Origin of the sequence: Pedobacter sp. SAFR-022 (assembly GCF_051965375.1) — a bacterium.
Taxonomy (GTDB): domain Bacteria; phylum Bacteroidota; class Bacteroidia; order Sphingobacteriales; family Sphingobacteriaceae; genus Pedobacter.
On the sequence record NZ_JBQCME010000005.1, the window covers coordinates 1 to 14,081 of the forward strand.

Sequence of the window (14,081 nt, forward strand, 5' to 3'; positions counted from 1 at the left end):
AAATATCTTGTTTAAACCTGCTAACCTCTTGAAAAACAAGCGTAATGATTTGCACAGCTTTTCACAGTACTTCGTGTCACTTGTACAATAAGCGCTATGAGCTGGTTTGAACTTCAATTGCAAAGCACATACAGGCTTCAACTCGGTAGCACCCTGCATCTGTTTACAACAAATCTCAAAACGCTGTTTAACAATGCTTTATTGCCAGAGACTCCATTTTACCGGCACATTTAATGTTCTAGCATAGTGTTGTATCACTGTAGCGAAGAAAGATCCCCTACCCTTTTTAATGTACAGGATTACCAACCTTCAGCCAAAACATGCATCTAGCTACATCCAGCTAAATTTAGCATGTATATATAGTAGCAACCTCTACAATATAATATCACCGCCATCGTACCAACCTCAAGTCTGCCGTCAAAACGAGTAGTAGGGTGACTAAAACGGCTTTCTTATTGCTCTTAAAGGGCTTTCCAGCGCCTCTTAAACGCCTTTTCTTCGCCTGGAGGCGAACAATAGGCGAACAATAGGCGAACAATACGCGGTCAAGAGGCGAACAAGAGCCGCTCAAGAAGCAAAGCTGTTCGCTGCCCATCAACATGACAATTCTGATAGATACCATACCATAGCAAATCCAAAAAGGGGTTTAAAGCATACTACTTTAGGTCTATACTTTACCTAAAGGGCTAATCTTCCGGTCATTCAGCTAATACAAGACCATCCACGATTCAAGCGGTATACCAGCACAGCGTGTCCCCCCCTTCAGCCTAGCCCACTGATCGTCAGGAAAATAATTGCAACACAATGCTGAATTTATTTTGCAATGTGATTCTCATCATCTACATTTGTCTACAATTTTAGTAGACTTTAATTTCAACTAAATTTAAGGACGAATTAGTAGTTTTTTCAGCAGGGTCAATGCGCACGTCGATTCCTGAAGATTAATAAACAAGTAAAGCAAAATCAATCTTCCATTTATTAATATTCTTTCCGACCTATGCCTAAAAACTACTGCAAACCAAGATTGATCTTACTTCTATTCCTGCTGGGCATCAATACACAGCAAAGCCTCGCACAGGAAAACCAACTGATCGAGGTCAGCGGAACCGTGACTGATCAGGAACAAAAGACGCCACTTGCCGGAGTCAGCGTTGTCATTAAAGGTGCAATAACCGGAACCACTACGGATCGAAACGGCAAATTCAAGCTACGGTCGCGGCTGAAGTTCCCCTTTAAACTGGTCTTCAGCAGCATCGGCTTTAAGACACAGGAATTTGAAGTGCGGGATATTGGAAACAACCTGAACATTGAACTGGCCAGTCAGACGGTACTGGCCAACGAGGTGGTGATTACTGCATCAAGGGTGCATGAAAGCATCTTAAAGTCCCCGGTAGCCATTGAAAAGCTCGACATCCGTGCCATACGCGAGTCGCCGGCACCCAGTTTCTACGACGCACTGGAGAATGTCAAAGGGGTACAGATGACCACTTCGAGCTTAACTTTCAAAATTCCGAATACACGCGGTTTCAACATTCCGAGCAACTACCGGTTTATGCAGCTGGTAGATGGAATCGACATGCAGGCTGCCACTTTGGGCGTTCCACTAGGTAATGCCATTGGACCAACAGAGCTGGATATCGCCAGCATTGAAATCACACCAGGTGCGGCTTCTGCCCTGTATGGCATGAACGCGATCAATGGCATGTCTAACCTGATGACCAAAAGCCCGTTTTACTACCAGGGCCTGAGCTTCTACCAAAAAGCAGGCTTAAACCACCTTGGCGGAACCGGTCGCGACTTGAGTAACCTCACTGAAACTGCTGTTCGATACGCCAAAGCCTTCAACAATAAGTTCGCGTTTAAAGTAAACCTGAGCTACCTTAGAGGTACCGACTGGCTTTCGGACACCCGTACCGACCAAAACCCCAACAACCTGAAGACCGCAAATCCTGGCTATCCTGCCCTGAACGGCAGCAACAATATCGCGTTCGATGGCTGGAATAAGTATGGTGATGATGTGCTTGCAGGGAGTAACACGGTTTCGGTATCTGGGCTCAGCATCAACGGGCAGCCAAATCAGACTTTGAACGTGGCCAGAACCGGATACTGGGAAAAGGATCTGGTAAATCCCAATGTCGATAACCTGAAGTTTGATGCAGCCTTACACTACCGTCTCGGCGAAACTGCAGAACTATCGTACGATTACCGTATCGGCAAGATGGACGGCGTCTTTCAACGTGGCAATAAGATCCAGCTGGATAACGTGATCATTCAAAACCATAAGCTGGAGTTAAAGGGCAGCAATTATCTGCTACGCTCTTATGTATCCATCGAGAGTTCCGGCGATTCGTATAATGTAAAGCCACTTGCAGACAATATGGACCTTGCAAGCGGTGGCAGTGGCAGTGCCTGGGGTACCAAGTACAAAAATGCGCTGAATGAATATGCAGCGGCAAACGGCGGTGCACTAACGGACGCAAACCTGGCCGCAGCGACAGCCTTTGCCCGTCAACAGGCAGACGCCGGGCGTGCAGAGCCGGGTACGCCAGCTTTCGAAACTTTGAAAAACACGATCATCGGTATTAACAACTGGGATATCCGATCAGCAACAATCCCCAATGCCCCGGAAACTGGTGGTGCAGCACTGATACAGAAAAGCCGCATGTACCATGTGGAGGGGCAGTATGACTTCTCCGGCAAGACCCGGTATTTCGACCTGCTAGTCGGCGCCGATGCCAGGCTCTACGAAATTATACCGGATGGAAACAGCTTTGTTGATTTCAGCAGGGCCATTGCCGACCGAGGCACAGCCTTACCGGATGGTTCCTATGGCGACAACATCCATTATAAAAAGATCGGAGCCTTTACGCAGCTCACCAAAACCCTGTTTCAGGATAAGTTAAAGCTGTTTGGCTCGGTACGCTATGACTATAACCCGGAGTTCGATCCGAAACTTACCCCTCGTATTGCCGCGGTTTATTCTCCTGATCAGCACCATAACTTCCGCTTCACCTATCAACAGGGATATCGCTTCCCCGGATTGTTCGAGGCCTTATCCTATGTAAACAATGGCCGGGTGAAACGTGTGGGAAGTCTATCCTATATCAATGAAGGCTTGGGATACCTGGATAACAGTTACACCCGTGCATCCGGCGTGTTATTTAATGCAGCGGTGAATGCTGACGTAGCAAATGGGGCCGACCGAAACACTGCAGCATTGGAAAACCGGGGATTGCTGGTGAAAGCGGATCTACCGAAAGCAGCACCAGAGCGGATCAACTCCCTGGAGTTTGGCTATAAAAGTGTGTTCTTAGAAAATCGGCTGTACCTCGACATTGATGCTTACACCAACACCTACACCGGATTTCTCGGCCAGGTTCAGGTGGATGTACCCCGGGGCGCGACTGTAGGCAGCGATGCAGCAGTACTCGCCATGCTCGATGTAAACCGGGATGCAGGTCAGGATCGCTACCGGGTATACACGAATGCCAAAAACAAGTATCGAAATTATGGAACTGCACTGGGCCTCACATTCAACTTCTACAAGAAATACACTGTTGCCGGAAATGTGAGTTACAACAAGATCAAGTCGAACGAGCAGAACGATATTTTCGTGACCGGCTTCAACACGCCGGAATGGGCAACAAACTTTACGATCGGAAATCGGGAGATTGCCAAAAACCTCGGCTTCAGCGTTGTTTACAAATGGCAGAATGCCTTTTTATGGGAGAGCCCATTGGTGACGGGCCAGATTGCGGCCATCCATACCTTTGATGCGCAGTTCAGCTACAAACTACCCGCGGTAAATGGAAGCATCAAAGTCGGTGGCACGAATATTTTCAACAAACCTTTCCTGCAATATGCGGGTGGACCAACGATTGGCGCCTTATATTACGCAGCCGTAACGTTTGAAGGACTACTTAACAGGTAGATATGCTTAGCAGCAAAGCGGAGCAGATATTGGATGAAGGTTCCGGTTTTAAATTTTTCCGGAACCTTCATTAGACCGCTTAGTCTTATAGGAAATATAAGTTTTAGAACGTGCCGGCACCTTTTTCGGTGCTGCAGCTTTAGCAGACACGATCAGACGTTGCCCAGGCACCAGTGTACTACCTTTCAGGTTGTTCCAGACTTTCAGGTCCTGAACTTCCACCCGGTATTGTGCGGCAATGGTACTCAGGTTTTGTCCGCTCTTGACGCGGTGGTAAGTCGTTGCTCCAGACGACGACGATCTGCTGCTGCCAGATCTGGATTTGCCACGCAGCCTCTTATCATCGTTGGAGGCAAGATACACGCGGGTATCCACATCTACAGGCATATTGTTTAGCACTTCATAAACCTTCGCAAAGTTTGACACCTTCGCTGAAGGCATGATGATTCGCTTCGGAGATTCTTCTGTACCATTAACAATCTTCTTTTTGTAGGAAGGATTTAACACGAACAAGGCATCGGTTTCCAGATCCAGCGCTTCAGACAGCGCCGTGAGCGAAACGAAGCGGTTCACCTGCACCGTATCGGTTTGTTGAGCCAAAGGTGATTTTTGCGCCATGATCTCGTGGCGCTCTGCATAATTCATTACATATACGGCTGCAATAAATGCTGGAACATAGTTCCGGGTTTCTTGTGGCAGGTAAGGACGAATTGCCCAGAAGTCACGGGAATTGGCCTTTTCTATTGCACGGTTTACATTGCCCGCGCCGCAGTTATAGGCGGCAATGGCAAGCAACCAATCGCCAAAGCGCTCATAAGCATCACGGAAATAGGCAGCCGCAGCATAACTCGCTTGTACCGGATCTTTACGTTCATCCACAAAATTGTCCATATTCAAGCCGTAGCCTTTCGCCGTGGTAAACATGAACTGCCAAAGGCCGGTGGCGCCTACCCTGGACACTGCATGTGGATTCATCGCCGATTCGATGATCGGGAGGTACTTCAGCTCATCCGGAATGTCGTATGCTTTCAGTGCTTTTTCGAAGATTGGGAAATAATAACTGGACAAACCAAGCATCTTCCCCATCATATTTTTTCGCCCAGAATACACGTCAATGTATTTCTGGACATACTCATTATAATCCATTGGAATTACATTCCGAATAGAGTCCAAACGCTTTTTATGAACGAAGTTGTAATTATAAAAAGCCAAACTTTCATCGACCAGGGGAACAGCGGTCGTATCCGTTTCGAAAGTATTGGGGAATGCAAATGGAGAGGCAGGTATGGAATCTAGTTTTGCATTTTTCTGCTGCGCATAACCTGAAAAAGCTATTGTCGTCAGGGCTAGTACGGTTTTAAAACGTAATTTTAATTTCATAGGCAAAGAACTGCATCTCGCAGATTTAAAAGATTTCTATCTTATCAATAGGCTATTTTAAAAAACTATATGACAAATTTAAAAGCGCGCTTTCATTGAAATGCCCGGCCATCAGCTGTATTCCTAACGGTAAACCAGCCTTATTATTGCCAAGGGGCAGAGATATTGCAGGAACTCCAGAAAGGGAAGCTAGTACGGTAAAGATATCCTCCATGTACATTACCAGAGGATCCTTGATGTTCTCACCAATCTTGAAAGCCGGTGTAGGCGTAACAGGCAATAGAATCGCATCATAGTTTGCCAGCAAACTTTCGATCTTATCGCGGATCAACCGGCGTACCTTTTGCGCCTTCTGGTAGTAGGCATCATAATAGCCGGCACTCAGAATAAAGGTCCCTAACATGATACGCCTTTTAACTTCGGGCCCAAAACCTTCCGCCCGGCTCAGTTTATAGAGCTCGTTAAGGTCTTTTGCTTCCTTATTCCTATAGCCATAATGTACGCCATCATAGCGGGAAAGATTTGAGGAAGCTTCCGCAGCGGTAAGCACATAATAAGCAGGTACAAGGTAATCCAGGAGATCGAAAGACACATACTCAATTTCGTGACCTTCTGCTTTCAACTTTTCAATTCCCTTTGCAATCGCTTCGCGGATCTCCGGATCAAGCGCTTTACTTTCCAGGGTTTCCTGCAGTACGGCAATTTTCTGTTTGTTCGCTGGGACCAAAGTCTGGCTATAAGCTGGAACAGGCTTTTCGGAAACGGTACTATCATGTTCATCCGCGCCCGCAAGCACCTCTAACAATAATGCGGCATCAGCTACAGAAGAGGTAATGGTACCCACCTGATCAAAGGAGGAGGCATAAGCAATAACACCATAACGTGAAATCCGTCCGTAAGTAGGCTTCAGGCCAATGCAGCCGCAGAATGCAGCCGGTTGCCGTACCGAACCACCGGTGTCAGTACCCAGGGCTGCAAGGCACATGTCGGCCTGTACTGCCACGGCCGAGCCACCGGAAGAACCCCCGGCAACACGTTCCGGGTCTGCAGCATTGCGCACAGGACCGAAATAAGAAGTTTCATTAGAACCGCCCATGGCGAATTCATCACAGTTCAAGCGACCGATGATGATGGCGTCTTCTGCAAGTAGCCGCTTGATTACTGTTGCATGATAGGGCGCCACAAAGTGCTCCAGCATTTTAGAGGAGGCGGTAACCAGGTGATCCTGGTAGCAAATATTATCCTTAATGCCGATAACCATTCCGGCCAGTTTACCTGCGGTCTGGTTATCTATCTTTTTCTGAACGGCTTCAGCCTGATTTCTTGCAGACAAAAAAAACACCTCATTGAATGCATTGAGGTGTTTATGATCTTCTATTTGTTGAAAATAGTATTCCAGCAGATCAGGAAGGCTCAGCTTTTGCTGGGCAATCTGGGATTGGATCTCTGCTAAAGTGGTGTATTTCTTCAAACTAAATGATAAAGGTCAGCGAATACTTATAATGGTTTGTTGGTGTTTGTACGATCAGGACCTAAGTTGTCCGAAGTATCGATACCGTCTTTACCATCTTTAAATTCTTTCATACCTTTTCCTAAGCCACGCATTAATTCAGGAATTTTTTTACCGCCAAAAAGAAGTAATACAATAACAAGAATAATTGCGATTTCAGTGCCACCTAAAGCAGCTAGTAGGGTTGTGTTTAACATAATCGTTAAGTTAAATATTGTTTTTTTCTAATTCAGTCTTTTCTGTTGTGTCCGTTACCGGTTGGCTTACTTCAACAGTACTAGCTGTTGACTCCACAACAGGTGATTCTGTACTGCCGGTTGTTGTTACAGTGCTGCTATTTGTTGAAGAATAACTATTGGTACCGCTCAAAGTATCATTAAAGGTACTCTTTACATCGTCAACTATATCCACGGCATTGATATTTCTGTGAATTTCTCTTTTTACCCCTTCGGAAGCGTCTTTAAAGTCACGGATACCTTTACCCAGTCCACGGGCAAGCTCAGGAAGTTTTTTACCTCCAAATAAAAGTAAAACGACAACCAGGATAATCATGATCTCTCCGCCGCCCATATTTAAGAATTCTAATAATGTTCCTGTATACATTGTCTGGAATTTATATGTATCGTTTTTATTTCTTGTTAATTAGCTATTGCAAATATAACGTATTTAATTTTTAAAATTATTTGGAAATCCAGGCTTCCGGATTTTGCGGCGACGCGCCCCTCCAGATCTGAAAATCAATTTCCGGCACCCCGTCAGATCCCGAAACCACCCCAATCGTTTGCTTTGTAGTAACTTCTTGTCCTATAGACACATTGACCGTAGCAAGGTTTTGATAAACTGTAAAATATTCTCCATGTTTGATAAGTACGAAGTATTTACCCATAGAGTTGCTGACGGTTGTAACTTTTCCATTAAACACAGCGCGAACAGCTGCACCTGCTGCTGTAGCGATCTTAACACCGTTCTGATCGATGTTCGCCTGATCTACACGGTGACGCCCAAAACGTTCCGTGATGGAACCTGTAGCAACGGGCCATGGCAATGAACCGCGGTTGTTTATGAATGCCGCGGAAAGCTTAGCCGCTTCTGGTGTTGCATTCAAATATCCCGAGTTGGTTTTTGCTGCTGCTGTAGGTGCTGCAGGTGCAGCTTTGTTTTCAGCCTTTGCTTTTGCAGCGGCTGCTCTTGCTGCTTCCTCAGCTCTACGTTTCGCCAAGGCAATCTCCCGTTGAATCGCATTGCGGATATCGCGATCAATCTTAGCCTGCTGCTTTTTACGGGCAGCGATGTCTCGTGAGTATTTACGCTCCTGCTGACTGTAGCGGTTAAGTACTTTAGATTGTTCTGATTTATTTTTACCCAGCTTTTCTTTCTCAGATTCCTGTTCTTTCAACAGATTGCTCTTTTCCTTCAAGCTTCTATCCAGTACGACGATCTTATAGCTTAGGTTTTTCTGCGTGCCATTGATATAATCGGCCTGCTTTTTACGGTATTGACTAAACTGCTGTAAATATTTAACCCGTTTATAGGCTTGATTGAAGTCCTTTGCCGCGAAGATGAACATCATTTTGTCGTATGCATTTCTGTTTCGTTGAGCAAAGCGGATCATTGCCGCATACTCCTTCTTCAACTGTGCAAGTTGCTCTTTCAGGGACAATACGGCATTGGTATTTTCGTGGATCTGGCCATCCAGGTTTCTGATCTCAGAGTTGATGACACCGATTTTATCCTGCATCAGACTGATCTTGGTATTTAGTGCCCGGATTTCGCTTTGTGTAAGCTTTTTACTGGTTGCGGTTTTGGTCAGATTCTTCTGTAACAAATTAATCTCGCGTTGCAAGGCTTCCTTTTTTCGCTTCAGTTGAGCACTGCTTTGTGCAAAAGCGGTGGTACCAAATGTGAGCAGGAAAAGGAATAGTATTAGTTTGTAGAACTTCATTCAATCAAAAGTATAAATTTTAGTTTATTAACTCGTAGCCCTTCGGAACTCTAAACGGAAAATCAAGCTGAACATTACTCTCGATCTTTGAAAAGTCGAAATCAATGTCCACCCGTCTATTTCCAGATAGAGAATTAATTGCGATCTGTGCTGGCGCCATAAACTCGTTCACTTTCTGATAATTGCCGTATGCTACTTTGAGCGCCTGGGCGGCTTTGGCATCATTCAAATTAAGCTGACCAGGTTTCTGCAGCGTATTGAAATTAAGGTTATAGCCCAATGAGCCCTCATTTCCTTTCAGAACCCACAAGCCCTGTGGATTTTGCTCGAGTGTAGCGGCAGGATTGAAGAGCGTGTTGATGGTATTACCTGTCAATACATCCTGCAGCATTTTAAAGTTCACCTGTTTGCTGGTGTAGCGGTAAATGTAGCTGAATGGCTGACGGACATAGGTGTTTTGTAATTTATTTAATACCATGATGCTGTCTGGGGTAATCACTGCCCGGGCAACCTCAATACCCAGTAGTGCGGTGATGCTCATCCAGATCTTCTGATCACGCTGGATGCGTACATTAACCGTAACGGTATTCTCGTTACCAGGTAAACGAAGGTTCGCTTTCCCCTTCATGGAAAGGGTGTTGAAGTTGATGTTTTTGCTTCTTAAAAGTTTGATGTGCGCTTCCTTCTTATCCGTTACAATTGGTGCTGGCTTTACCTCTGGCGTAGCAGCAACCATTGCTTTTTTACTCTTACATGCCATCACCACCGAAACCAGGCTTAGCATGACCATTGCTTTTACGAAACTTTTCTTCATTGATATGTTTTTATTTTCCGGTATGACCGTAACCACCTTGGCCCCTTGCCGTTTCATTTAACTGTTCTACAGGCTCCCAGTTAATGGTTTCATGTTTCGCAATAACCATCTGTGCGATACGATCTCCATTGTTTATGACGAAATCAGTATCAGAAAGATTAATCAGCAGGACTTTAATTTCTCCCCGATAGTCGGCGTCGATCGTACCCGGAGCGTTCACAATGCTGATGCCATGTTTGTAAGCCAGGCCACTTCTGGGGCGGATCTGTGCTTCATAACCTACAGGAAGTTCAATATGCAGACCTGTAGGCACCAACATACGCTGCAGGGGTTTGATCACGATCTGGAGTTCGGTATGTGCACGAAGGTCCATACCCGCCGCATGGGCAGTTTCGTATTTTGGTAATTCATGGCCTGATTTGTTGATGATGTTGATCTTCATTCTGATAAAATTTGTAGGTTATTTTTTAGACAATATAAATTTGAGCTGATCTTTTTCGAAGTAGAAAACACCGCCCAGAAAAAGCAGCAACATGGCGTTGCCAATGTAAATGTTCCGGTTGAATACGTAAAAGGACAAGGTCACCAGGATACAGGAAACCAGCAGATAAGCAAGAATTCTTTTTAACTTGTACGGGATCGGGTAATGTTTCTGCCCCAGCACATAGGAAGTTACCATCATGACCGAGTAGGCCAGCATGGATACAAATGCAGAACCCATATAGCTGAACCTTGGGATAAGCACAATATTCAAAACGATAGTCAGGATTGCGCCTACGGCAGAGATATACAGGCCATATCTCGTCTGGTCGGAAAGACGGTACCAGATGGAGAGATTCATATAGATCCCCAGGCACATATAACCGAAAAGCAGCAAGGGTACTGCCGGTAAACCCGACCAGTAGAGCAGCCGTTCTTCTGTATTTTTACCATGTATAAAGTACTTCAGGATCTCGATGTTGGCAACCAGTGCGACGAAAATCAATGTTAAGGCAATGACAAAGTACTGGAGAATGGTTGCGTAAGTTTGACGGGCATTCGCCTGTTTAGCGTGACTAAAAAAGAAAGGTTCTGCACCTAGTCTGAAGGCCTGAATAAAGATGCTCAGGAATACGGCAATCTTTGCGACGGCACCATAGATCCCAGTATCCCGGTCTGCAATGCTTTCCGGCAGGTAATGCCCAAGCATGATCTTGTCCAGGTTCTCATTGACAATAAAGGAAAGATTAGCCACCAGTATTGGCCAGCTGTAAGAAAACATGTTCATTAACATTTTGCGGTCCATTCTGAACTGGAGCTGCAGAATTTCCGGCAGCAGTAAAAGCAATGCTGCGCCACTGGCAGCAAGGTTAGCAATAAAAACATAGCCTACCCATTGCGGACGGTACCAGCTCTGGAACCATTCGGCACCCGGACCACCATTTGAGATGATCGCCGGGATTAGAAACAGGAAGGTCAGGTTGGTCCCGATGAATGTTCCAATATTCACAAACTTGATGATGCTGTATTTGATAGGCCTGCCATCAGCACGCAGCTTCGAAAATGGGATAACGGCGATGGCATCAAAAAAAGATAGCCATACGAAATATTGCACGTACCTGGTTTGATCTTTAAGCTCGCTGATATCGGCGTGCAACATCATCAGAGCAATATCTTCCGCCCATAACAAACCCGTAACCAGAAATAAGCTGGCAAGAATGAGAATGGTTAGAAATGCATTGTTATAGACCTCCTGCTTACGATCCTCATGTTTATTCAGGTACCTGAAAAAGGTTGTTTCCATGCCAAATGCGAGCACTGCATTAACAATAGAAACGTAGCTGTACATTTTGGTGAAAATACCATATACCGAAGGCGCAAAGACTGTGGTAAATATGGGTGTGAGGATGAAGTTGAAGAGCCTGGAAATGATGGTACTAAATCCATAGATCGCGGTATCACCAAGAAATTTCTTAATCACAGACATCCTATTTCTTTAGAATTTCAAAATTCTGGTAGCCTTTTAGTTCGCCAGGTGTTACCTGGACTTCCTCAACACGCGAGCGATCGGAGCCTTCATGGCACCATTCCAGGAAAACTTCCAGGGTAACATCGTCGGCCTCCGCTTCAATGAACAGCGAACCATCTTTCTCGTTACGAACGAAGCCGCGAACACCCATCTGGTCGGCGACATACTTTGTTGTTGCACGGAAAGAAACGCCCTGTACTTTGCCAGTTATTCTAATTTCTATATGTTTTTTCATCTGTTAATCTTTTGTACGCTTGATGAAGCCATCATGATCTTTACGCTTGCTGTTACGCCGCGAAGCTCATCTATATGGATTTTAATCTTTCTTTTTCTGTTAAAAACTCAGTCCAGATCTGCTGTATGATCTGTGCTGCAGGTTTAATCTCGCGGATCATCGCTGCCACTTGTCCGATTTCAAGTTCTCCCGCTTCCAGGTCACCCTCAAACATCCCGGCCTTTGCTCTTGCCCTTCCGAGCATTTGCTGCAACTGCTCCGCACTGGCACCTTCGGCTTCCGCAGTAGCAACAGCTTCTGCAAAGGTATTCTTCAATAGCCTTACGGGCAGCAATTTTTTCATCCGCAATGCGGTATCCCCTTCTGCAGCCTCAATGATCCGCTTTTTAAACGCCGGGTGCGCCGAGGATTCTTCTGCTACGGCGAAGGCTGAACCAATCTGCACGCCTTCTGCACCGAGCGCAAAGGAGGCCAACATGGCTTTACCACTGGCAATTCCACCCGCAGCAATTACCGGGATGCGCAGGGCCTCTGCGATCATTGGGACAAGGCAGAAGGTTGTGGTTTCCTCGCGACCATTGTGCCCGCCGGCTTCAAAGCCTTCCGCTACGACCGCGTCTACACCTGCCGACTGAGCCTTCAGCGCAAATTTCGTGTTGGCGATAACATGTACCACAGTGATGCCATGTTGTTTTAGAAAGCTGGTCCAGGTGGCCGGGTTTCCGGCAGAGGTAAAAACAATCTTCACTTGTTCTTCCACAATGATGTCGAAGATCTCTTTTATATCCGCATATAGCAAGGGTACGTTAACCGCAAAAGGTTTATTTGTATGGGCTTTGCATTTCTGCACATGTGTCCGGAATACCTCAGGATACATGGAGCCTGCACCGATGATGCCAAGTCCGCCGGCGTTTGATACTGCCGCGGCAAGCCTCCAGCCACTGCACCAGACCATTCCTGCCTGAATAATTGGATATGGTATACCGAAGAGTTGCGTAATTCTGTTCTGCATGCGGCTAAAATAATCTTTTGATACGGGTTGCACCTGATAGCTCTTCGTTTGCTATTGCTTCCAGCAGTACTACCCCAGGCTTTTTTCCGAGCTCAAAGCTACCGTAGGTATCCTCAATACCCAAGAATTTCGCGCCATTCAGCGTAGCCCATTCCAGTAGCGTCTGGAAACTGATTTGTTTGTGCGTTTGCAGCACCTTCATCTCTTCCAGGATACTTAGCTGCTGGTTGCTGGCCAGGCTGTCTGTACCTAAAGTGATCCGTAGGCCTTCGTTTTTCAGCATGTGCACATCTGGCAAGGTATTCTCGATGTAGCGGTTTGCATTCGGACACAGGCACCAGTAAAGATCGGGGTGCTGTGTGTTGGCTAACGCTACATCTGCTAGACTGGTTTGCGTGTTGTGTACGAGCAGGGTTCTGCTTTTCGGCAGCTTAGGCAGGGTGCTTTGCAAAGATGTTTTGCCACTAGCCTGGTAAAACTCCAAATCCAGGCCCAGCATTTTATAGAGTTCCAGGAATGCTCCGGTTTTATGCTGAAAAAATTCGTTTTCCGCCGCCGTTTCCTGATTGTGAATACTCAACAGGTTTTCCTGAGTCTGGCTGATGGTTGCAATTTCTGCAAAAAGTGCATCGGAGACGGAATATGGTGCATGTGGTACTATAGAAGCATTAGTCTTTTCAAAGCTATCCATGGTTTCCTTTGCTTCTGCGATGATTGACGAAGCTTGCGATGGATTGAAGCCCATGGCTTCCACGAAAGTATGGTAGTAAATCTTACTTTTTTGTTTTACGCTCGCGGATACTGCCTGATTGGAGATATCGCCGACGGCTACAATGCCATTCTGATACATCTCCTCATCTGCCTGTTCCATTGCTTTCATGATCTCAGAGGTATCTGCAGTGCGGCTTTTCATCACCTCCGACACAAATTTGAAGAGTCCGGTATGCTGACTGATTTTACCGCGCAGGTGCGAAAGCTCCAGATGACAATGTGTATTGATAAAGCCCGGTATCAGCAGGCCGGAATAGTGTTGGCTTACCGGAAGACTCAATGCTTCAGCTTCCTGCTGGGTGTACAGCCCCTTAACACAACCTTGCTCATCAAGTGCGATTACGCCATGATCAATAGCGGGTGTTGAAACAGGGTATATGGTGGATGCTGATAGAAATGTTAGCATGGGGCAAAGTACGCGTATATGTGCGATTGAACCAAATTGGCTTTAGCGTTTAAGGGGAAAGCGCAAAACTTT

At 46.0% G+C, this 14,081-nt stretch carries 12 protein-coding genes; 1 reads left to right on the forward strand and 11 read right to left on the reverse strand.

Features of this window, described 5'->3' with window-relative positions; all coding sequences use genetic code 11:
* Window positions 1-1,024: 1,024 nt before the first annotated feature.
* Window positions 1,025-3,931 (forward strand): TonB-dependent receptor, encoded by a 2,907-nt coding sequence (locus ACTHQF_RS12715; RefSeq protein ID WP_440430600.1) that lies wholly within the window; start codon window positions 1,025-1,027, stop codon window positions 3,929-3,931.
* A 48-nt stretch (window positions 3,932-3,979) separates the two neighbouring features.
* Here ACTHQF_RS12715 and ACTHQF_RS12720 read toward each other — a convergent pair whose 3' ends face one another.
* The 11 genes from ACTHQF_RS12720 to ACTHQF_RS12770 form a co-directional block, all read right to left on the reverse strand.
* Entirely contained in the window at window positions 3,980-5,311 is a 1,332-nt protein-coding gene (locus tag ACTHQF_RS12720; RefSeq protein WP_440430601.1) for a transglycosylase SLT domain-containing protein, read from the reverse strand.
* A gap of 52 nt (window positions 5,312-5,363) precedes the next feature.
* Window positions 5,364-6,782, reverse strand: coding sequence for an Asp-tRNA(Asn)/Glu-tRNA(Gln) amidotransferase subunit GatA (gatA, locus tag ACTHQF_RS12725; RefSeq protein WP_440430602.1), 1,419 nt, complete (start codon window positions 6,780-6,782; stop codon window positions 5,364-5,366).
* A gap of 26 nt (window positions 6,783-6,808) precedes the next feature.
* Window positions 6,809-7,018 carry a Sec-independent protein translocase subunit TatA/TatB gene (locus ACTHQF_RS12730; RefSeq protein ID WP_440430603.1) on the reverse strand — a complete coding sequence of 70 codons (210 nt, stop codon included), beginning with the start codon at window positions 7,016-7,018 and terminating at the stop codon, window positions 6,809-6,811.
* 10 nt (window positions 7,019-7,028) lie between these two features.
* A complete protein-coding gene (locus ACTHQF_RS12735; RefSeq protein WP_440430604.1) occupies window positions 7,029-7,424 on the reverse strand; it encodes a Sec-independent protein translocase subunit TatA/TatB in 396 nt (131 codons plus the stop codon).
* Between the two features lie 76 nt (window positions 7,425-7,500).
* Window positions 7,501-8,763, reverse strand: coding sequence for a murein hydrolase activator EnvC family protein (locus ACTHQF_RS12740; protein WP_440430605.1), 1,263 nt, complete (start codon window positions 8,761-8,763; stop codon window positions 7,501-7,503).
* A gap of 19 nt (window positions 8,764-8,782) precedes the next feature.
* Window positions 8,783-9,577: a DUF4292 domain-containing protein gene (locus ACTHQF_RS12745; RefSeq protein ID WP_440430606.1), complete on the reverse strand. Its 795-nt coding sequence runs from the start codon at window positions 9,575-9,577 to the stop codon at window positions 8,783-8,785.
* Window positions 9,578-9,587: 10 nt separating this feature from the next.
* Window positions 9,588-10,019, reverse strand: coding sequence for a dUTP diphosphatase (dut, locus tag ACTHQF_RS12750; RefSeq protein ID WP_440430607.1), 432 nt, complete (start codon window positions 10,017-10,019; stop codon window positions 9,588-9,590).
* 18 nt (window positions 10,020-10,037) lie between these two features.
* A complete protein-coding gene (locus ACTHQF_RS12755; protein WP_440430608.1) occupies window positions 10,038-11,543 on the reverse strand; it encodes a lipopolysaccharide biosynthesis protein in 1,506 nt (501 codons plus the stop codon).
* 1 nt (window position 11,544) lies between these two features.
* Window positions 11,545-11,820, reverse strand: coding sequence for an acylphosphatase (locus ACTHQF_RS12760; RefSeq protein ID WP_440430609.1), 276 nt, complete (start codon window positions 11,818-11,820; stop codon window positions 11,545-11,547).
* A 70-nt stretch (window positions 11,821-11,890) separates the two neighbouring features.
* On the reverse strand, window positions 11,891-12,832 hold the full coding sequence (locus ACTHQF_RS12765) for an NAD(P)H-dependent flavin oxidoreductase (protein WP_440430610.1): 942 nt from the start codon (window positions 12,830-12,832) through the stop codon (window positions 11,891-11,893).
* Window positions 12,833-12,836: 4 nt separating this feature from the next.
* Window positions 12,837-14,009, reverse strand: coding sequence for an amidohydrolase family protein (locus tag ACTHQF_RS12770; protein WP_440430611.1), 1,173 nt, complete (start codon window positions 14,007-14,009; stop codon window positions 12,837-12,839).
* Window positions 14,010-14,081 lie beyond the last annotated feature (72 nt).

Coding starts and splice junctions, on each gene's coding strand:
- ACTHQF_RS12735 (WP_440430604.1), bottom strand. CDS start 7,424: ATGTATACAGGAACATTATTAGAATTCTTAAATATGGGCGGCGGAGAG.
- ACTHQF_RS12770 (WP_440430611.1), bottom strand. CDS start 14,009: ATGCTAACATTTCTATCAGCATCCACCATATACCCTGTTTCAACACCC.
- ACTHQF_RS12755 (WP_440430608.1), bottom strand. CDS start 11,543: ATGTCTGTGATTAAGAAATTTCTTGGTGATACCGCGATCTATGGATTT.
- ACTHQF_RS12765 (WP_440430610.1), bottom strand. CDS start 12,832: ATGCAGAACAGAATTACGCAACTCTTCGGTATACCATATCCAATTATT.
- ACTHQF_RS12730 (WP_440430603.1), bottom strand. CDS start 7,018: ATGTTAAACACAACCCTACTAGCTGCTTTAGGTGGCACTGAAATCGCA.
- ACTHQF_RS12760 (WP_440430609.1), bottom strand. CDS start 11,820: ATGAAAAAACATATAGAAATTAGAATAACTGGCAAAGTACAGGGCGTT.
- ACTHQF_RS12740 (WP_440430605.1), bottom strand. CDS start 8,763: ATGAAGTTCTACAAACTAATACTATTCCTTTTCCTGCTCACATTTGGT.
- ACTHQF_RS12720 (WP_440430601.1), bottom strand. CDS start 5,311: ATGAAATTAAAATTACGTTTTAAAACCGTACTAGCCCTGACGACAATA.
- dut (WP_440430607.1), bottom strand. CDS start 10,019: ATGAAGATCAACATCATCAACAAATCAGGCCATGAATTACCAAAATAC.
- ACTHQF_RS12745 (WP_440430606.1), bottom strand. CDS start 9,577: ATGAAGAAAAGTTTCGTAAAAGCAATGGTCATGCTAAGCCTGGTTTCG.